The 18,675-nt window shown below is 73.8% G+C and carries 17 protein-coding genes; 13 read left to right on the forward strand and 4 right to left on the reverse strand.

The genetic code is table 11. The annotated features are described in order from the left end of the window. Window positions 1-11 precede the first annotated feature (11 nt). Window positions 12-1,391: an aldehyde dehydrogenase family protein gene (locus tag ACFV88_RS20730; RefSeq protein WP_385493240.1), complete on the forward strand. Its 1,380-nt coding sequence runs from the start codon at window positions 12-14 to the stop codon at window positions 1,389-1,391. A gap of 3 nt (window positions 1,392-1,394) precedes the next feature. After that, window positions 1,395-2,210 (forward strand): 3-oxoacyl-ACP reductase, encoded by an 816-nt coding sequence (locus tag ACFV88_RS20735; protein WP_385493132.1) that lies wholly within the window; start codon window positions 1,395-1,397, stop codon window positions 2,208-2,210. Window positions 2,211-2,226: 16 nt separating this feature from the next. Here ACFV88_RS20735 and ACFV88_RS20740 read toward each other — a convergent pair whose 3' ends face one another. Next, complete coding sequence (locus ACFV88_RS20740; RefSeq protein WP_385493133.1) at window positions 2,227-2,655, reverse strand: pyridoxamine 5'-phosphate oxidase family protein; 429 nt, start codon at window positions 2,653-2,655, stop codon at window positions 2,227-2,229. Between the two features lie 183 nt (window positions 2,656-2,838). On the opposite strand from ACFV88_RS20740, the gene ACFV88_RS20745 reads away from it, so the two are divergent. Next, window positions 2,839-3,459: a TetR/AcrR family transcriptional regulator gene (locus tag ACFV88_RS20745; protein WP_385493134.1), complete on the forward strand. Its 621-nt coding sequence runs from the start codon at window positions 2,839-2,841 to the stop codon at window positions 3,457-3,459. 40 nt (window positions 3,460-3,499) lie between these two features. On the opposite strand, the gene ACFV88_RS20750 is transcribed toward ACFV88_RS20745, so the two are convergent. Next, window positions 3,500-4,699: an amino acid deaminase/aldolase gene (locus ACFV88_RS20750; RefSeq protein WP_385493136.1), complete on the reverse strand. Its 1,200-nt coding sequence runs from the start codon at window positions 4,697-4,699 to the stop codon at window positions 3,500-3,502. 776 nt (window positions 4,700-5,475) lie between these two features. On the opposite strand from ACFV88_RS20750, the gene ACFV88_RS20755 reads away from it, so the two are divergent. Together ACFV88_RS20755 and mycP are read left to right on the forward strand one after the other, a co-directional pair. Further along, on the forward strand, window positions 5,476-6,813 hold the full coding sequence (locus tag ACFV88_RS20755; protein ID WP_385493137.1) for a hypothetical protein: 1,338 nt from the start codon (window positions 5,476-5,478) through the stop codon (window positions 6,811-6,813). Then, window positions 6,810-7,982, forward strand: a complete 1,173-nt coding sequence (gene mycP, locus ACFV88_RS20760; RefSeq protein WP_385493138.1) for a type VII secretion-associated serine protease mycosin — start codon at window positions 6,810-6,812, stop codon at window positions 7,980-7,982. Before ACFV88_RS20755 ends, mycP begins: the two co-directional genes overlap by 4 nt. A 28-nt stretch (window positions 7,983-8,010) precedes the next feature. Here mycP and ACFV88_RS20765 read toward each other — a convergent pair whose 3' ends face one another. Continuing rightward, on the reverse strand, window positions 8,011-9,042 hold the full coding sequence (locus tag ACFV88_RS20765; protein ID WP_385493139.1) for a serine hydrolase: 1,032 nt from the start codon (window positions 9,040-9,042) through the stop codon (window positions 8,011-8,013). Window positions 9,043-9,171: 129 nt separating this feature from the next. On the opposite strand from ACFV88_RS20765, the gene ACFV88_RS20770 reads away from it, so the two are divergent. Continuing rightward, the gene (locus tag ACFV88_RS20770; RefSeq protein WP_385493140.1) at window positions 9,172-9,903 is read left to right on the forward strand and encodes an SseB family protein; all 732 of its coding nucleotides are present in this window, start codon (window positions 9,172-9,174) and stop codon (window positions 9,901-9,903) included. Between the two features lie 72 nt (window positions 9,904-9,975). Here ACFV88_RS20770 and ACFV88_RS20775 read toward each other — a convergent pair whose 3' ends face one another. Then, window positions 9,976-10,371: a DUF1844 domain-containing protein gene (locus tag ACFV88_RS20775; RefSeq protein WP_385493141.1), complete on the reverse strand. Its 396-nt coding sequence runs from the start codon at window positions 10,369-10,371 to the stop codon at window positions 9,976-9,978. Between the two features lie 377 nt (window positions 10,372-10,748). On the opposite strand from ACFV88_RS20775, the gene infC reads away from it, so the two are divergent. From infC to pheT, 7 genes are all read left to right on the forward strand, one after another. Next, window positions 10,749-11,465 (forward strand): translation initiation factor IF-3, encoded by a 717-nt coding sequence (gene infC, locus ACFV88_RS20780; RefSeq protein WP_385493241.1) that lies wholly within the window; start codon window positions 10,749-10,751, stop codon window positions 11,463-11,465. 106 nt (window positions 11,466-11,571) lie between these two features. Further along, on the forward strand, window positions 11,572-11,766 hold the full coding sequence (gene rpmI, locus ACFV88_RS20785; RefSeq protein ID WP_003947156.1) for a 50S ribosomal protein L35: 195 nt from the start codon (window positions 11,572-11,574) through the stop codon (window positions 11,764-11,766). Between the two features lie 101 nt (window positions 11,767-11,867). Next, window positions 11,868-12,254, forward strand: coding sequence for a 50S ribosomal protein L20 (gene rplT, locus ACFV88_RS20790; RefSeq protein ID WP_073792201.1), 387 nt, complete (start codon window positions 11,868-11,870; stop codon window positions 12,252-12,254). Window positions 12,255-12,434: 180 nt separating this feature from the next. Continuing rightward, window positions 12,435-13,280, forward strand: coding sequence for a TrmH family RNA methyltransferase (locus ACFV88_RS20795; RefSeq protein ID WP_385493142.1), 846 nt, complete (start codon window positions 12,435-12,437; stop codon window positions 13,278-13,280). A 159-nt stretch (window positions 13,281-13,439) separates the two neighbouring features. Continuing rightward, window positions 13,440-14,570 (forward strand): ATP-binding protein, encoded by a 1,131-nt coding sequence (locus ACFV88_RS20800; RefSeq protein ID WP_385493143.1) that lies wholly within the window; start codon window positions 13,440-13,442, stop codon window positions 14,568-14,570. Between the two features lie 229 nt (window positions 14,571-14,799). Continuing rightward, complete coding sequence (pheS, locus tag ACFV88_RS20805; RefSeq protein ID WP_385493145.1) at window positions 14,800-15,924, forward strand: phenylalanine--tRNA ligase subunit alpha; 1,125 nt, start codon at window positions 14,800-14,802, stop codon at window positions 15,922-15,924. Continuing rightward, window positions 15,924-18,452, forward strand: coding sequence for a phenylalanine--tRNA ligase subunit beta (pheT, locus tag ACFV88_RS20810; RefSeq protein WP_385493146.1), 2,529 nt, complete (start codon window positions 15,924-15,926; stop codon window positions 18,450-18,452). The genes pheS and pheT overlap by 1 nt, the downstream gene beginning before the upstream one ends. The last annotated feature ends 223 nt before the right edge of the window (window positions 18,453-18,675 follow it).

An 18,675-nucleotide genomic window follows, 5' to 3' on the forward strand; every position in this document is an offset into this window, starting at 1 on the left:
GCCCGCCCCGGCTGCCCGCGCCCGACGAGCCCTACGACCTGACCGTCCTCAACCCGAGCACCGAAGAGGTGGTCTCCACCGTCCCCGGCGCCACCGCCGTCGACGTGGACCGGGCCGTCACCCGTGCGGCCGCCGCCGGGCGCCACTGGGCGGGCCTGGCACCCGGCGACCGGGCCCGCGCCCTGCGCCGGTTCGCCGCCGCGGTCGACGCCCACCTCGAAGAACTCGCCGACCTGGAGGTCCGCGAGGCCGGCCACACGATCGGCAACGCCCGCTGGGAGGCGGGCAACGTACGGGACCTCCTCGACTACGCGGCCGGCGGGGTGGAGCGGCTGAGCGGGCGACAGATCCCGGTCGCCGGCGGACTCGACGTCACGATCCTCGAACCGCTCGGGGTCGTCGGGGTCATCGCCCCCTGGAACTTCCCCATGCCCATCGCCGCCTGGGGGACCGCGCCGGCACTCGCGGCGGGCAACGCGGTCCTCCTGAAACCCGCCGAGACCACTCCGCTCACCGCACTGCGGCTGGCCGAACTCGGTCGCGAGTCCGGGCTGCCGGAGCACCTGTTCCAGGTGCTGCCCGGTGCGGGGAGGATCGCGGGCGACGCACTGGTGGCCCATCCGGGCGTCGCGAAGATCGTGTTCACCGGCTCCACCGCCGTGGGCAAGGCGATCATGGCGAAGTGCGCCGACCGGGTGAAGCGGGTGACCCTCGAACTCGGCGGCAAGAGCCCCAACCTGGTCTTCGCCGACGCAGACATCGAGGCCGCCGCTGCCGCCGCGCCCCCGTCCTTCCTCGACAACAGCGGCCAGGACTGCTGCGCCCGGACCCGCATCCTGGTGCAGGACACGGTGTACGAGCGCTTCCTCTCACTCCTCGCCCCCGCGGTGGAGTCCGTGCGCGTCGGCGACCCGGCCGACGAACGCACCCAGATGGGGCCGTTGATCTCCCGGGCGCAACGCGACCGGGTCCGCGGTTACGTCCCCGACGACCTGCCCGGCATCCGGGGCCGGTGCCCCGACGGGCCGGGCTTCTGGTTCGCGCCGACCGTCCTCACCGGCCTCGCTCCCGACGCCCCCGCCGCCACCGAGGAGGTCTTCGGGCCCGTGGCCGTGGTGCTGCCCTTCCGCGACGAGGCGGAGGCCGTCCGGCTCGCCAACGCCACCGAGTACGGCCTGGCCGGCTCGGTGTGGACCCGCGACCTGGGCCGGGCCCTACGGGTCTGTGGCGCGGTCGCCGCGGGCAACCTGTCCGTGAACTCCCACTCCAGCGTCCGCTACTGGACCCCGTTCGGCGGGTTCAAGCAGTCCGGGCTCGGGCGTGAACTGGGCCCCGACGCGCTGGCGGCCTTCACCGAGACCAAGAACGTCTTCCTGAGCACGGAGGTCTGACCCATGACCGAAACCCCGGCGGCCGACCCCCGGCCGCCCGCCGCCGAGCCCGTCTGCCGACGACTGGTCGGCCGCACCGCCGTGATCACCGGAGCGGCCAGCGGGATCGGCCTCGCCACCGCGCGCCGGCTGGCCGCCGAGGGCGCCCACGTCGTCTGCGGCGACATCGACGAACGGGCCGGCACCGCGGTGGCCGAGGAGGTCGGCGGCACCTTCGTCGCCGCCGACGTCACCGACGCCGAACAGGTCGAGGCACTGTTCCGGGCGGCCCACGACACCTACGGCTCGGTGGACGTCGCCTTCAACAACGCCGGGATCTCACCGCCGGACGACGACTCCATCCTCGACACCCCACTTGCGGCGTGGCAGCGCGTCCAGGAGGTCAACCTCACCTCCGTGTACCTGTGTTGCAAGGCGGCCATCCCCTACATGCGCAGCCAGGGCAAGGGCTCGATCATCAACACCGCCTCGTTCGTGGCCCGGATGGGCGCGGCGACCTCGCAGATCTCGTACACCGCCTCCAAGGGGGGTGTCCTCGCCATGTCCCGCGAACTGGGCGTGCAGTTCGCCCGTGAGGGCATCCGGGTGAACGCGCTGTGCCCCGGGCCGGTCAACACCCCCCTGCTCCGGGAGCTGTTCGCCAAGGACCCCGAGCGGGCCGCCCGCCGGCTGGTGCACATCCCCGTCGGGCGGTTCGCCGAGGCCGAGGAGATCGCCGCCGCCGTCGCCTTCCTGGCGAGCGACGACGCGTCGTTCGTCAACGCCACCGACTTCCTGGTGGACGGCGGGATCTCCGGCGCCTACGTCACCCCGCTGTGAGCGCCCCGCGGCGCGCTCACACCGAGCCGAGATCGGCCGTCATCCAACGCTCCGGGCGCATGTGGACGATCAGTTGCTCGCCGTGCTCGCGTTCGGCGAAGTCGAGGTACCCGGAGACCTTGTCGGCGGGCAGGTAGCGGGCCGCCAGCTCCCGGATGTGTTCCCGGTCCGCGGGTGCCGTACTGATGACGGGCCCTTCGACGGAGACGTACCGCGTGGTCGGTTCCACCCGGTCCACCAACAGGGTGAACCGGCCAGCCGCCGCGATCAGTTCGGCCTTGCGCGAGGTGGTTCCGGTGAGGATCCAGAGGTCGCCGCCCGGCGCGTACTGGTACCAGATGGGGACGGAGACGGGGGCGCGGCCCGGGTCGCCCGAGTCCATCGAGATCGCCGCGACATGGGGCTCGGCGAGGAACTCTTCGCGTTCGTGACGGGTCAGCGGCATGCGGGATCTCCTGGGTGACGTGGGCCGCTCCTGGTCGGGGAGCGGGCGCGTTCGGGGGAGCACGGACACGGTTGTCGTACGACGGTACCGGTCGGTCATACGGTAGCCCACGCCGTACCGCCGTACCGGTCGGCTGTACAGTCGGCCGGTCCAGCGACCAACGAGCAGCAAAAGGGGCCGGTAGTGGACAACGAGCGGGGGCACCGCCGTCGGGCCGGTGGCGAACGGCGCGTCGAGGTGCTGCGGGTGGCCGCCTCCGTCCTGGCCGAACGGGGCTACGACCGGACCCGGTTCAGCGATGTGGCGAGTGCCGCGGGCGTGGCCGTGAGCACGCTCCAGTTCTACTTCGGCTCACGCGACGACATGCTCGTCGCGGCCCTCCACCACTCCACCGAGGAGGAGGTCCGGGTCATGGAACGCTGCGCCGCCCAGGAGGACGGGCCGTGGGAGCGCCTGCTCCGACTCCTGGAGCGCGGACTGGCCAGCCAGCCGGAACAGACCTGGCGGATGTTGCTCGAATTCTGGTACGCCGCGGTCCGCGACCCCGAACTGCGGGCCCACAGCGCCGATCTCCAGCGCCGCTACCGGCGGCCGTTCGTGGAAGCGGTCCACGAGGGCGTGCGGACCGGCCGGTTCACCACCGACCAGGACCCCGAGGACCTGGTGACGGTCGTCCTCGCCCTCCTCGACGGCCTGGTGGTGCCCCGCCTGTGCGCCCACGACTACGTTCGGGAGGAACGGGTCCGGGTGATCGCCGTCGACGCCGTCGCCGGACTGCTCGGCGTGGACCGCTCCACGGCGTGAGCGCCCACACCGCGGGGTGCCCGGCCCGCCGCACCGGGACTCACAGGAACGTCCGGCCCTCGCCCCGATAGGTCGGCACCGCGGCGGTCACCCGATCGCCCCGCACCAGGTGCAGCGCATCGAAGCGCTCACACAGCTCACCCGCCTTCGCATGGCGGAACCACACCTTGTCCCCGAGCAGCAGGTCGTCCGCCGGCGAGCCGAACAGCGGGGTCTGGACCTCACCGGCGCCCTCCGTCCTCGCGTACCGCAGCCCTTCGGGCAGGTACGGGACGGGCAGTCGGTCCGCCCCCGCCGGGCCCGACGCCGGGTAGCCACCGCCCAGCACGGTCACCACGCCGACCCCCGGGCGCCGGACCACCGGTTGGGCGAACAGGGCCGCCGGGCGCCCCGTGAACGACGCGTAGTGGTCGAACAGTCGGGGCACGAACAGCCCCGACCCCGCGGCGACCTCCGTCACCGCGTCCTCCGCCGCCGTGTGCTGCACACTGCCGGTCCCGCCACCGTTGACGAACTCCAGGTCCGGCGCGACCGACCGCACCGCACGCACCGCCTCCGCGCGCCGCACCGCCAACTCCCGCCTGGCCACCGACTGCATCAGCCGGACACCGCGCGACAGCACCGGACGGCCCGCCACCGCGTCACCGACCCCGGCGATGTGCCCCTCGTACGCCATCACCCCCACCAGCCGGAACCCGGGCGTCCCGGCCACCGCGCGGGCCACCTCCGCCAGTGCGGCGGGGGAGCGCAGCGGCGACCGGCGCGCCCCCACCCGGACCAGGCCGCCCGCCCGCCACAGCGAGGTGTCCCACTCCAGACACACCCGCACCTCCTCCCGACCCCCGCGCGCCGCGTCGATCAGCCTCAACTGCGCGGGGTCGTCCACCATCACGGTGACCGCCCGGGCCAGCTTCGGATCGGACGTGAGCTCGGCGAAGGCGGCGCGGTCGGTGGACGGGTAGGCGAGCAGGACGTCATCGAAGCCGGAGCGCGCCAGCCAGAGCGACTCGGCGAGGGTGAAGGACAGGACGCCGGCGAAGCCCTCCCGTTCCAGGACCCGCTCCAACAGCGCCCGGCAGCGCACCGACTTGGTGGCCACCCGGACCGGTGTGCCGCCCGCCCGGCGCACCAGATCCGCGGCGTTGGCGTCGAAGGCGTCCAGGTCCACGATCGCCAGCGGGGCGTCCAGCCCGGCGGTGGCCCGGTCGTAACGGGCCCGGTCGGCGGCGCGCGCAGTCATGCCCGCAGCCTGCCAGATGCGGTTACCGGGGGGTAGGGGGATGTACCGGGCAGATGCCGCCGGTGGCCGCTCCGGCTCCCCGATGAAGGTCATCAGCCCGTAGAGTGACGCGAACGCAAACGAACGACCGGGCCCGGGAACCACCCGCCGGACCGGTCGGCCGCATCGTCCGCCGCACGACCCGGTGGGACCGGTCGCGGTGGCCGGCCCCGTCACCGGCGGGTTCCGCCGCGGTCCCGTTGCCCGGTCGGCCCGGCCCGCGGCCGGGAGCCGGACGGCCCGACCGCCGAGGTCTTCGCGGGCGCGAGCCGTGCAGCGGTCGGCAGTGACCCGCCCGGGGCACGCACCGTCCCGGGCCCGCGGTGGGGTCCGGGCGCGGGCCGCTGGAGAGGAGCCGGGCAGCGGGCCCGGCACGGGTGACCCGGTCCCAGGGGGACCGGCCAGGAAACGGGGGGCGCATGAGCACGGACACGACCGGGCCTGCCCCCGCACACCCACCCGCCCCCCTGAACCCCCCTGTACCGCCCGCCCCCGCGCCGACCCGCGCCTTCCCGATGGACCCGGTGGGCGCGATGGACCTGGTGGGCCCGCCGCCCCCGCCGCTCCACCCACCACGCCCCTCGGCACCCCCGCGCCCCACCGGTGCGCCCCTCACGCGCCCCGGCGTCGATCTGCCCGCCCCCGCTCCGGACCGTCCGCCGACGGCGAGTTCCCGTACCCGCACTCCCGGAACTCGCAAGTCACTGGATACTCAAGGGGTGTTCGACGTTCGCGGAATGGCTGACGACAACCCGTTGCCGGACGGCCCGGGATACGCCGGCGCTCCCGGCCGGACCCGGCCGGGCCACGGCCCCCACTTCGGTGTGCCCGCACCCCCCACCGTCCCCCTGAGTCCACCCGGCCCCCCGGGCCCCACCCTGCCCCCGCCCCCGGTCGCCTCGGCCCGTTTCCCCGACGAGCCGCCGCCCGAGCCCCGCACCCCCGGCGCCCCGTCCCCGGGCGCCGCCGGGTCCGAACTGCCGGGCGCCGGGCCCGTGCACCCGCCCCGCCCCCCGTACCCGGGCCGACCGGCCGCGCCCCGCCGACCGACCCGGCCGGGACCGCGCTCGCCCCGCCCCCCGTACCCCGCGGTCGAGGAGCACCACCCCACGCCGCCGCCCGACCACCGCACCGGCGGCGGGTACTGGGACGACGACCCCCACGGCCCCCTCCCGCCCGGACCGGGCGACCCGCGCACCTGGCCCGCCCCGACCGGCCCCTACGAACCGGGGCCGTTCGACGACGAACCGGTGCACCGACTGCCCGGCGACGGACTGCGCGACCCCGCCGACCGGGACCCGGACCACCAGCCCGGCCGCTTCGCCCGTTACCGGGCCGCCACCGCCGCGAGCTGCATCATCCTCGGACTCGGCCTCATCGGCGGTGCCGTCACCGGCAGTTGGCTCACCGGGGACAGCACCGCGGCCCCCGGCCCCGCCGATCGTTTCGCCGCCCTGGCCGAGCTGTGGCACAGCACCCCGGTGGACGAACTCTTCCCCCGGACCGTGCGCGGCGAGGAAGCGGGCCCCGGCGGGGCGGACCGCCTGTGGCGCCGCGTCGCCGTCGCCCCCGACAGCACCTGCGCCAAGGGCCTCGACCCCCTGCTGCACAAGGCCCTCGACCCCGCCGGCTGCGAACGGTTGGTGCGCGCCACGTACACCGACGACACCCGCAGCCACCTCACCACCGTCGGCCTGCTGTTCACCGAGGCGGACGCCAAGGGAATGCGCGCGCTGCGCACCCGCGTCACCGAACAGGGCCTCGACCGGAGCCGCGAACTGATGCCCCGTCCGTACGCCGTCGCGGGCACCCCCGCCGCCGGCTTCGGGGACCAGCAGCGCGCGACCTGGACCCTGTCCGTCCTCACCGACGCCCCCGTCATCGCCTTCGCCGTGTCCGGGTTCGCGGACGGCCGCACCGTCACCGACCCGGAGCCCGCCACCGAGGCCGCCCGCGGCGACGGCACCTCCGCCGCCGCCCAGTCCGGACTCGGCCACGAGGCCAAGGGACTCGCGGACCGCATCGAACGCGGTCTGCGCGCCCGGGTCACCGCAGCCGCGGAGAAGACACCATGACCTCCCGTCACCGACCGGCCCGCCGCGCCACCACCGCCCTGGTCTGCGCCGGCCTCGCCACCGCCCTCACGCTCCTGCCCACCGCACCGGTCCACGCCGACAACATCCGGGCCCGCCAGTGGAGCCACGAGGCCCTCCGGGTCGAGGAGGCGTGGCGCACCACGAAGGGCGAGGGCATCACGGTCGCGGTACTCGACACCGGCGTCGACGACTCCCACCCCGACCTGACCGGCAACGTCCTGCCCGGCAAGGACCTGATCGGCTTCGGCGCCCAACGGGGCGACCGGCCCTGGGCACGGCACGGCACGGCGATGGCCGGGATCATCGCCGGCCACGGACACGGCCCCGGCAACGCGGACGGGGTCCTCGGCATCGCACCCGGGGCCAGGATCCTCCCGATCCGGGTGATCCTGGAGGACGGGGACCCGTCCCGCAAGAAGGCCCGCGACACCCGGGGCACCGCCCTCGCCGAAGGCATCCGCTGGGCCGCCGACCAGGGCGCCGACGTCATCAACCTCTCGCTCGGCGACGACTCCGCCTCCGCCCACCCCGAGCCCGCGGAGGACGCGGCCGTCCGGTACGCCCTGAAGAAGGGTGCGTCGGTCATCGCCTCCGCGGGCAACGGCGGCGAGAAGGGCGACCACGTCTCGTACCCCGCGGCCTATCCCGGGGTCATCGCGGCCACCGCCGTGGACCGGTTCGGGACCCGCGCGCCCTTCTCGACCCGCCGCTGGTACGCGACCGTCAGCGCACCCGGTGAGGACGTCGTGCTGGTGGACCCGGACCGCCGCTACTACGAGGGCTGGGGCACCAGCGCCGCGGCGGCGTTCGTCTCCGGTGCCGTGGCCCTGGTCCGGGCCGCCCACCCCGATCTGAGCCCCGCCCAGATCAAGCGCCTGCTGGAGGACACCGCCCAGCACCCGCCCGAGGGCGGTCGCGACGACTCCCGGGGCTTCGGCCTGGTCGCCCCCGCTGCCGCGATCAAGGCGGGCGCCGACCTGGGCCCGGAGCCGCGCGCCGCCGCCCAGGGCCAGCGGTACTTCGGACCCGGCCCCGACCGTCCCGTGAAGAAGGAGGGCAACGGGTGGGTCGGGCCGTTCGCCGGGGGCGTCGGGGTCGTCCTGCTGGCCGTGGCGGTCGTCCTGTGGCGGCGTCGCCCCGCCGACTGAGCTCCGGGAGCCGTCGGGTCCGTCCGGCTCAGGGGGTGGAGGGCGCCGGAGCAGCCTGCGACCCGTCCGCCGTCGTCCCGTCCGCCGCCGACCCGTCCTCCAGCGCCTCGACCGCCAGTGAGGCGACCTTCTCCACCAGTCGCACGCCCTCGTTCATCGAGGTGTGACCGTCCGACAGCACGGCCACCAGATAGCTCCGCCCCTCCACGGACACCCGCCCCACGCTGTTGATCACCCACAGTCCGGTCGCGGTCCGGGGCAGCCACCCGTTCTTCAGCGCCCGCTCGGAGCCGCCCGCCGCCGAGACCCCCCAGTCCTGGCCGGACACCACCCGCCCCATCAACTGCTGCACGTAGGCGCGTGAGGCCGCGCTCAGCGCCGAACCGCCCTGCGCGTCGAACACCGCCCGCAACAGGGCCACTTGGTCCACGGCCGTGGTCTGGGTCAGCCCCCACCGCCCGGCCGCGCCACCCGCGGTCCTGGTCAACCCGAGCCGTTCGTTCGCCGCGTCGAGACCCTGGGCCCCGCCTATCTCGGTCCACAGCGCGCTCGCGGAGGCGTTGTCGCTGCGCTCGATCATCGCCGTCGCGTTCCCCCGTTCGCCCGGGGTGAGCCGCCGCCCCGACCGCTGGGCGCCGAGCAGGAGGGCCGCCAGTATGTCCACCTTCACTATGCTCGCCGTCGCGAACGCCGTCGTGCCCCGATAGGCGACCGGGGCGCCGTCCCCGTCCAGCGGGGCCAGCGCCACCGAGTACCGGGACTTGCCCCGGGTGCGTACGGGCTCCAGGGCGCGGGCGAGCCGCTCCTCCTGCTCCACGGTGGTCTCCTCGGGCCGTGCGCTCGGGGTGGTCGACGGTGAGGGCACGGTCGACGGCGAGGATAAGGAGGGTGACGACGCCGGGGCGCCGGAGTCGGGCGGCCCGCCGGACCCCTGACGGGTGTGCCCGGGGGACGAACACCCCAACAGGACGACCAGCAGGGAGCCGACGAACGTCAACAGGACGACAGGGCGCGGGGACGGCGTGCTGGTCCTCGCCGGGTTGGGTGAGCGCGGGAACATGCGGGGATGCTCCGGTGTCCTCGTGTGGGCGCCGTGAGATGAATCTCAGCTTCCGCTGAGAATGTCGGACCGTGACCCGGGTCCTCCCGCCCGGTGGGCCCCGCGTCGGGCCCACTAGGATCGTGCCCCGTGGCGAAGAAGAACATCCCGCAGCCCGGCTACTCCGACGACGACGGCTCCGCCGACCCCCGGCTGAGCGCCGCGCTCACCGCCTGGGCCGCCGACCGCAGCGCGGAGGGCCCGCTCCTCGAAGCCCTCCGGGGCACCCGCCTGCTGGTGCCGATGGTGGCCCTGCTCGGTGAGGTCGAGGAGGACGAGAACGGGTTGCGCCGCGAGAAGACGAGCGAGATGGCCGTCCCGACGCTCAAGGCCCGGGGCCGCACCGCCCTGCCCGCGTTCACCTCCACCGCCTCCCTCGCCCGTTGGGACCCCGCGGCCCGGCCCGTCGCGGTGCCGCTGGAGCAGGCGCTCCAGGCAGCCGCCCACGAGAAGGCCGACACGATCGTCATCGACCTGGCCGGGCCCGTCCCGTACGAGCTCACCGGGCCCGCCCTGCTCGCCCTCGCGGAGGGGCGCACCAGCACCGATCCGCTCGCCGACCCGGCGGTCGCCGAGGCGGTGCGGGCCGTGGTCGCGGCCGAGCCCACCGTGGTCAGCGCCCACCTCGGCGCGGGTCACGCGGACGCCGTCCTCGCCCTCGTCCTCGACCCGACGGCGCCCGCCACCGACGTGGTGCGGGCCCTGGCCGAGCGCCTGGCCGATGACCTGACCCTCCGCGCCCGGCTGGTGCGCGGTCTCGACCTGGCGCTGTTGCCGCCGGGTAGCACCCCGCCGGGGGAGCCGCTGTACGCGCGCGTCTGAACGCCACGGACATGAGGAGAGGGGCCCCGCGGGGCCCCTCTCCTCATGTCCGTGGCGCTGCGGGTGCGCGGGTCAGCCGTAGACCACGCCCGTGTACTTCTCGCCCGGCCCCTGGCCCGGCGCGTCCGGGACGGTGGACGCCTCGCGGAAGGCCAACTGGAGCGACTTGAGGCCGTCGCGCAGCGGAGCCGCGTGGAAGGAGCTGATCTCGGTGCCGCCCGCGTCCACCAGACCGGCCAGTGCGTGGATCAGCTTGCGGGCCTCGTCGAGGTCCTTGTGCTGGTCGCCCTCCTGCGCGAGACCGAGGTTCACGGCGGCGGCACTCATCAGATGGACCGCCACCGTCGTGATCACCTCGACCGCGGGGACATCGGCGATGTCGCGGGTCATGGTGTCGAAGTCGGGGGCCGGGCCCTCGGCGTCCGCGGTGGCCGGGCCGGCCGGGTTCTCTGGGGTGGCGTCACTCATGCCCCACACGATAGGCCCAGCACCCCGCGACCAGGGCGCGCGGCCCCCGTGGCGCTGATTGGCCGTGCTGTCGGGGAACTGTTAACCTGAGTGAACGACCGGCTGGGCATTCGCGTGCCCGGCCCACAAGTGGAGGCTCCGCTCTCCCACCTGACCGCCCCCCGGGGCGGCGGGTCACCGGTCAGGCGATCACGTCCCCGAGGTGTGATCAGCCCGAATGTACGCCCCGCGCTGTCGCGGCGGTGTTCCGGTACGTGAGGAGCCCCGCTGTGATCGTCCGGGGCATTTTTCGTGTGTCGGCGCGGTTAGGTCTAACGAAAAGAGACGTTACGCGGCTGTCCAGCCAGGCCGCCGCGTGGTGCTACCGAGGAGGATCCATCAGCGCCGAGCCCCGCATCAACGACCGGATTCGCGTTCCCGAGGTGCGACTTGTCGGTCCCAGCGGCGAGCAGGTCGGGATTGTCCCGCTTGCCAAGGCCCTGGAGCTTGCGCAGGAGTACGACCTGGACCTGGTCGAGGTCGCGGCGAACGCCCGTCCGCCGGTCTGCAAGCTCATGGACTACGGGAAGTTCAAGTACGAGTCGGCCATGAAGGCCCGTGAGGCGCGCAAGAACCAGGCGCACACGGTCATCAAGGAGATGAAGCTCCGGCCGAAGATCGACCCGCACGACTATGACACCAAGAAGGGTCATGTCGTCCGGTTCCTCAAGCAGGGTGACAAGGTCAAGATCACGATCATGTTCCGTGGCCGTGAGCAGTCCCGGCCGGAGCTCGGCTACCGCCTGCTCCAGCGGCTCGCGCAGGACGTCCAGGACCTGGGTTTCATTGAGTCGAGCCCGAAGCAGGACGGCCGAAACATGATCATGGTCCTCGGTCCGCACAAGAAGAAGACCGAGGCGATGGCCGAAGCCCGGGAGGCCCAGGCCGCCCGCAAGGCCGAGCGCCAGGCCCTTCAGCCGGGCCGCACGCAGCAGCCCGCCGCTGAGGATGCTCCGGCTGAGGAAGCTCTGGCTGAGGATGTTCCGGCTGAGGAAGCTCCGGTCGAAGAGGCTCCGGTCGCGGAGACTCCGGCCGAGGCGCCCGCCGAGGCGTGATCCCGGGACTCGCGTCCGGGGATGTCCATCAACACACATGACGCTCCACCGTGCCCGGTCTCCGGACCGGGCACCGGGGCGCCACCGACGAGGAGATAACGGCGCTATGCCGAAGAACAAGTCGCACAGCGGTGCCAGCAAGCGCTTCAAGATCACCGGCTCCGGCAAGGTGCTCCGCGAGCGCGCCGGCAAGCGCCACCTGCTCGAGCACAAGTCGTCCCGTTTGACGCGTCGTCTCACCGGCAACGCCGAGATGGCCCCGGGCGACGCCAAGAAGATCAAGAAGCTTCTCGGCAAGTGACGTCGCGGGCCCCCCAGGGGGCCGTGCGACGCCAGGACCGGGACCCAATCGATACCGGGCCGCGTGACGAACACCGCGGCCCCGCTACAAGGAGCTAACAAGTGGCACGCGTCAAGCGGGCAGTCAACGCCCACAAGAAGCGCCGGGCAATCCTGGAGCAGGCCAGCGGTTACCGCGGTCAGCGTTCGCGCCTGTACCGCAAGGCGAAGGAGCAGGTCACCCACTCCCTCGTCTACAACTACAACGACCGCAAGAAGCGCAAGGGCGACTTCCGTCAGCTGTGGATCCAGCGGATCAACGCTGCGGCCCGCGCCAACGGCATCACCTACAACCGCTTCATCCAGGGTCTGAAGGCCGCCAACATCGAGGTGGACCGCAAGATCCTCGCCGAGCTGGCCGTCAACGACGCGAACGCCTTCGCGGCGCTCGTCGAGGCCGCGCAGAAGGCGCTGCCCAGCGATGTGAACGCGCCGCGCGCGGCTGCCTGAAACACCGCTCCCGCCGCACCCAGACGGTGACGCCCGGACCCGTGGACCGACCCGGTCCACGGGTCCGGCTGCGTCCGCACCCGCCGCCCGTTCCTGGCCCCGTTCCCCCGGCCGAAGCGCCGGACCGCCGGTCCGCCGCGGGGAGCGAGCCGGTCCGCACCGAACCCAGGGAGAGCCCCGATGTCCACCGGTCCCGAGCCGATCTCCGCGCGATCCGCGCGGGTCACGGCGGCCAAGCGGCTGGCGCGCCGCAACTTCCGGGGCAAGGAGCGCCTCTTCCTGGCCGAGGGACCCCAGGCCGTCCGGGAGGCGGCGGCCCACCGCACCGCGGGGCAACCCACCCTGGTGGAGATCTTCGCCACGCCGGACGCCGCGGACCGCTACCCCGACATCGTGGCCGACGCCCGTCGCGCGGGCGCCCGCGTCCACCTCGCCGGTGAGGAGGTCATCGCAGAGATCTCCACCACCGTCACCCCGCAGGGCCTCGTCGGCGTCTGCCGGTTCCTCGACACCCCCTTCGAGGACGTCGTCGCCGCCCGCCCCCGCCTGGTCGCGGTCCTCGCCCACGTCCGCGACCCGGGCAACGCCGGTACCGTCCTGCGCTGCGCCGACGCGGCCGGCGCCGACGCCGTCGTCCTCACCGACGCCTCCGTGGACCCCTACAACCCCAAGGCCGTCCGTGCCTCGGTGGGTTCCCTGTTCCACCTGCCGGTGGCCGTCGGCGTACCCGTGGAGGTGGCGGTCGCCCGGCTGCGGGAGGCGGGCGTCCGGATCGTGGCCGCCGACGGCGCGGGCGCGGACGACCTCGACACCGAGCTCGACCGGGGCACCATGGGCGGACCCACCGCCTGGGTGTTCGGCAACGAGGCGTGGGGCCTGCCCGAGGAGACCCGCGCCCTCGCCGACGCCGTGGTCCGGGTCCCCATCCACGGCAAGGCGGAGAGCCTGAACCTCGCGACCGCCGCCGCGGTCTGCCTCTACGCCTCGGCCCGGGCACAGCGCACGCGGGGCGGTTGCCAGGCGTAGGGCGCGCCCGGGGCGCACACGCACCGGCGTGCCCGCCCGCCCCGTGCCTCGGGTACCTCCCCGGGCGGCCGGCGGTTTCTGGCAGTCGGGGACCGGCGGCTAGTAGGGTGACGAACTCGGGGGCCCACTGCACCAGTTCGAGAGGTGGGGTACGGGGTTATGGCTGTCGGCACCAGCAGCGCCGCGGACACGGGCGGCGCGCCCGGTCCGGACGCGCCGTCCTGCCCGGACGCGCACGGGATCACCGCGGACGACCTCCCCGACGGGCTGGTCATCGCCGACGAGACCGGGCGGGTCATCTGTTTCAACGCCGCCGCCGCCCGGATCACCGCCGTCAGCCCCGCGGCCGCCCTCGGCGCCCCGCTGGAGCGCGCCCTGCCGCTGGAGGACCTGGAAGGCCGCCGCTGGTGGCGCCTGACCGATCCGTACGGCGGGCTCGTGATCCGCGGCGGCCAGCCCGAGCGCAACCTGCTGCTCCCCGGGGGCCGGGAGGTCATGGTCACCGCGCGCTACGTCCGCACCGAGCCGAGGGGCCCCGTGCGCCGGGTGGTCGTCTCGCTGCGGGACACCGAGGCCCGCCGGCGCACCGAGCGCAGCCACGCCGAGCTGATCGCCACCGTCGCCCACGAACTGCGCTCCCCGCTGACCTCCGTCAAGGGCTTCACCGCGACCCTGCTCGCCAAGTGGGAGCGCTTCACGGACGATCAGAAGAAGCTGATGCTGGAGACCGTCGACGCCGACGCCAACCGCGTCACCCGGCTCATCGCGGAACTCCTGGACATCTCCCGCATCGATTCGGGACGGCTGGAGGTCCGGCGCCAGCCCGTCGACATCGGCGCCGCCGTGGGCCGCCACGTCCAGGCGCACGTGGCGGCCGGGCAGCCCGTCGACCGGTTCCTCGTCCGGCTGCGGCAACCGCTGCCCGGACTGTGGGCGGACCCCGACAAGATCGACCAGGTGCTCAGCAACCTCCTGGAAAACGCGGTGCGCCACGGCGAGGGAACTGTCAGCATCGACGTGGAACCCTCGCCGTCCCCGCGCGAACCCGGCATCACCGGGACGTCGGTCACGGTCAGCGACGAGGGGCCAGGCATCCCGGAGGAGTCCATGAACCGTGTCTTCACCCGCTTCTGGCGGGGGAGCAAGCGCGGCGGCACCGGGCTCGGCCTGTACATCGTCAAGGGCATCGTCGAAGCCCACGGCGGCACCATCACCGTCGGCCGGGGCCCCGCGGGCGGCGCCGAGTTCCGATTTACGTTGCCCGTGGCCACCCCCGCCTATCTGGTCTGAGGGGTCACGGGCACGCTCCGCGCACACGCGCGGTCAGGGCAGCCGCCCGCCCCGACGGGTCCCCGCACGACGGGCCTACGGCGCGGGGGCGGCTCCCGACCCCGTTAGACTCGGCCTTTGGCACCTTTGCGTCCCCACGGTCCGGGGCGGCAACGTCCCCCACCGGGGACGGGGCGTCCACGAGCCGGGACGGGGACCATCCGCCAGCCAATCGGAAGCACGGGAAGAGATGTCGGCACCGAACAAGTCGTACGACCCTGTCGAGGTCGAGGCACTGAAACCGGAAGAGATCGAGCGCAGGCGGGACGAGGCGCTCGCCGCCTTCGCCGCCGCCGGTGACCTCGCACAGCTCCAGGAGGCGAAGATCGCCCACACGGGCGGCACCTCCCCGCTGGCGCTCGCCAACCGGGAGATCGGCGCCCTGCCCCCGCAGGCCAAGGCCGATGCGGGCAAGCGCGTCGGCCAAGCCCGGGGCGCGGTGAACAAGGCGTTCGCCGCCCGCCAGACCGAACTGGAGGCCGAGCGGGACGCCCGGGTCCTCGTCGAGGAAGCGGTCGACGTCACCCTGCCGTACGACCGCGTACCGGCCGGTGCCCGTCACCCGCTGACCACCCTGATGGAGCGGGTCGCCGACGTCTTCGTCGACATGGGCTACGAGATCGCCGAGGGCCCCGAGGTCGAGGCCGAGTGGTTCAACTTCGACGCCTTGAACTTCACCCCCGACCACCCCGCCCGGCAGATGCAGGACACGTTCTTCGTCGCCGGCCCGCAGGGCGAGGACGTCGACTCGGGCGTGGTGCTGCGCACCCACACCTCCCCGGTGCAGGCCCGTGCGCTGCTCGGCCGTGAACTCCCCGTCTACGTGGTTTGCCCGGGCCGGGTCTACCGCACCGACGAGCTGGACGCCACGCACACGCCGGTCTTCCACCAGATCGAGCTGCTCGCCGTCGACGAGGGCCTCACCATGGCCGACCTCAAGGGCACCCTCGACCACATGGTCCAGGCGCTCTTCGGGGCCGGGATGAAGACCCGACTGCGGCCCAACTACTTCCCGTTCACCGAGCCGTCCGCCGAGATGGACATGCTCTGCTACGTGTGTCGCGGCGAGTCCATCGGCAACCCGGACCGCCCCTGCCGCACCTGTGGCAGCGAGGGGTGGATCGAGCTCGGCGGCTGCGGCATGGTCAACCCGCGGGTGCTCGTCGCCTGCGGCGTCGACCCGGAGAAGTACAGCGGATTCGCCTTCGGGTTCGGCATCGAACGGATGCTGATGTTCCGCCACAACGTCGAAGACATGCGAGACATGGTCGAGGGTGACGTCCGCTTCACCCGGCCGTTCGGGATGGAGATCTGATGCGGGTCCCGCTTTCCTGGCTGCGGGAGTACGTCGACCTCCCCGCCACCGAGACCGGCCGTGACGTACAGGCCCGGCTCGTCGCCGCCGGCCTGGAGGTCGAGACGGTCGAACAGCTCGGCGCCGGCCTCAAGGGCCCCCTCGTCGTCGGTCGGGTCCTCACCATCGAGGAGCTGGAGGGGTTCAAGAAGCCCATCCGCTTCTGCACCGTCGACGTCGGCACCGCCAACGGCACCGGCGAGCCGCAGGAGATCGTCTGCGGCGCCCGCAACTTCGCGGTCGGCGACAAGGTCGTCGTCGTGCTGCCCGGTGCCGAACTGCCCGGCGGCTTCGCGATCGCCGAGCGCAAGACGTACGGCAGGGTCTCGCGCGGCATGATCTGCTCCGGCGACGAGCTGGGCATGGGCGACGACGGCACCAAGGGCATCATCGTCCTGCCGCCCGAGCACGAGGTCGGCACCGACGCGATCGCCCTCCTGGAACTCGTCGACGAGGTCCTCGACATCGCCGTCACCCCCGACCGGGGCTACTGCCTGTCGATGCGCGGCGTCGCCCGGGAGGCCGCCACCGCGTACGGGCTGCCGCTGCGCGACCCCGCTCTGCTCGACGTGCCCGGCCCCAACGCCTACGGCTACCCCGTCCAGGTCGCCGACCCGCGTGCCTGCGACCGGTTCACCGCGCGCACGGTCACCGGGCTCGACCCCGAGGCCCGGTCCCCGATCTGGCTGCGCCGCCGCCTCCAGAAGGCCGGGATGCGTCCGATCTCCCTGGCCGTCGACATCACCAACTACGTGATGCTGGAGCTGGGCCAGCCGCTGCACGCCTACGACCGCAGCCGCGTCCACGGACCCGTCGGGGTGCGTCGCGCCGAGGCCGGCGAGCAGCTGACCACCCTGGACGACGTCCGGCGGACCCTCGACGCCGAGGACCTGGTGATCACCGACGACCGCGGTCCCATCGGCCTCGCGGGCGTCATGGGCGGCGCCCACACGGAGATCGCGGACGCGGTCGTCGACCCGCAGACCGGCGCGGTCACCGGCACCAGCGAGGTCGTGATCGAGGCCGCGCACTTCGACGCCGTGACCATCGCGCGGACCGCCCGCCGCCACAAGCTGGCCACCGAGGGGTCCAAGCGCTTCGAGCGCGGTGTCGACCCGCTCGCCGCGTCCGCCGCCGCACAGCGCACCGTCGACCTGCTGATCCTGCTCGCGGGCGGCACCGCCGACGCGGGCGTCACCGAGTTCATCGGCCCGGACGCCCCGCACACCATCCGCATCCCGGCCGACCACCCGGACAAGGTCGCGGGCGTCACCTACGGTCGGGAAACGGTCGTCCGCCGCCTCCAGCAGGTCGGTTGCGACGTGTACGGGCAGGACGAGCTGACCGTCACCGTGCCCACCTGGCGGCCCGACCTCACCGACCCGAACGACCTCGCCGAAGAGGTCATCCGGCTGGAGGGCTACGAGAACCTGCCCTCCACGCTGCCCCGGCCCCCCGCGGGCCGCGGGCTCACCGACCGGCAGCGGCTGCACAGCCGGGTCGGCCGGGCGCTCGCCGGGGCCGGCTACGTCGAGGCGCTGAACTACCCGTTCATCGGTGAGCAGGCCCTCGACCAGCTCAGTCTCGCCGCCGACGACCCGAACCGTCGGACGGTCCGGCTCGTCAACCCGCTGAGCGACGAGGAACCCGCGCTGCGCACCACGCTGCTGCCGGGCCTCCTGAACGCGCTGCGCCGCAACGACGGGCGCGGCAGCCACGACCTCGCGCTCTTCGAGACCGGGTTGGTGTTCCACCCCCGTCAGGAGCAGCGGATCGCGGGCCGGCTGCCCGTCGACCGCCGCCCCTCGGACGAGGAGATCGTGGCGCTCACCGCAGCGCTGCCCGTCCAGCCCCGGCACCTCGCCGTGGTCCTCGCGGGCGCCCGCGAGCAGGCCGGCTGGTGGGGCGGTGGCCGCCCGGCCGGGTGGGCCGACGCGGTCGAGGCGGCACGCACGGTGGCCCGTGAGGCCGGTACCGAACTCGCCGTCGAGCAGGGCCAGTACGGTCCCTGGCACCCGGGGCGTTGCGCGGCGCTGTTCGTGGCGGTCGACGGGGTGAAGACGCCCGTCGGGTACGCGGGCGAACTGCACCCGCGGGTGGTCAAGGCGTTCGGGCTGCCCGCCCGGACCAGTGCGATGGAGCTGAACCTCGACCTCCTCCAGCGCGCGGGCGAGGGGCTGCCGCAGGCGCCCCGGATCTCCACCTTCCCGGTGGCGACCCAGGACGTGGCGCTCGTGGTGGACGCCGCGGTTCCCGCCGCCTTCGTGGAGCACCAGCTCCGGCTCGGCGCGGGTCCGCTGCTGGAGTCCGTCCGCCTGTTCGACGTCTACACCGGCGACCAGGTCGGGGAGGGCAAGAAGTCGCTCGCGTACGCGCTGCGCTTCCGGGCGCCCGACCGCACGCTGACCGTCGAGGAGGCGTCGGCGGCCCGTGACGCGGCCGTCGCCCGGGCGGCCGACGGAGCGGGTGCGGTGCTGCGCGGAGTCTGACCCGAGCGAGGGTCCCGCACTCCGCGGGCCCTCCTCCGGTAGGTGCCTCTCAAGGGGCGCGTTCGATGACTCGGACGCGCCCCTTCTGCATGCCCGCACTCTTGCTCACTCGTTCGGGTGGCACAGCCGGGCGAAGCGGCCCGAACGGCCGACCGGGTCGCCAGAATCGATCCGGCCGTAAGGGTTTCGACCCGAATTCAGGGCCTACGAGGGGGGCCGTCGG

This window comes from Streptomyces sp. NPDC059816 (assembly GCF_042732055.1).
Classification (GTDB): domain Bacteria; phylum Actinomycetota; class Actinomycetes; order Streptomycetales; family Streptomycetaceae; genus Streptomyces.

What these genes read in the sequence shown, in the direction of transcription:
- ACFV88_RS20735 (WP_385493132.1), top strand. Translation starts at nt 1,395, where the DNA reads ATGACCGAAACCCCGGCGGCCGACCCCCGGCCGCCCGCCGCCGAGCCC.
- ACFV88_RS20740 (WP_385493133.1), bottom strand. Translation starts at nt 2,655, where the DNA reads ATGCCGCTGACCCGTCACGAACGCGAAGAGTTCCTCGCCGAGCCCCAT.
- ACFV88_RS20750 (WP_385493136.1), bottom strand. Translation starts at nt 4,699, where the DNA reads ATGACTGCGCGCGCCGCCGACCGGGCCCGTTACGACCGGGCCACCGCC.
- ACFV88_RS20755 (WP_385493137.1), top strand. Translation starts at nt 5,476, where the DNA reads ATGGCTGACGACAACCCGTTGCCGGACGGCCCGGGATACGCCGGCGCT.
- mycP (WP_385493138.1), top strand. Translation starts at nt 6,810, where the DNA reads ATGACCTCCCGTCACCGACCGGCCCGCCGCGCCACCACCGCCCTGGTC.
- ACFV88_RS20765 (WP_385493139.1), bottom strand. Translation starts at nt 9,042, where the DNA reads ATGTTCCCGCGCTCACCCAACCCGGCGAGGACCAGCACGCCGTCCCCG.
- ACFV88_RS20775 (WP_385493141.1), bottom strand. Translation starts at nt 10,371, where the DNA reads ATGAGTGACGCCACCCCAGAGAACCCGGCCGGCCCGGCCACCGCGGAC.
- rpmI (WP_003947156.1), top strand. Translation starts at nt 11,572, where the DNA reads ATGCCGAAGAACAAGTCGCACAGCGGTGCCAGCAAGCGCTTCAAGATC.
- ACFV88_RS20795 (WP_385493142.1), top strand. Translation starts at nt 12,435, where the DNA reads ATGTCCACCGGTCCCGAGCCGATCTCCGCGCGATCCGCGCGGGTCACG.
- ACFV88_RS20800 (WP_385493143.1), top strand. Translation starts at nt 13,440, where the DNA reads ATGGCTGTCGGCACCAGCAGCGCCGCGGACACGGGCGGCGCGCCCGGT.
- pheS (WP_385493145.1), top strand. Translation starts at nt 14,800, where the DNA reads ATGTCGGCACCGAACAAGTCGTACGACCCTGTCGAGGTCGAGGCACTG.
- pheT (WP_385493146.1), top strand. Translation starts at nt 15,924, where the DNA reads ATGCGGGTCCCGCTTTCCTGGCTGCGGGAGTACGTCGACCTCCCCGCC.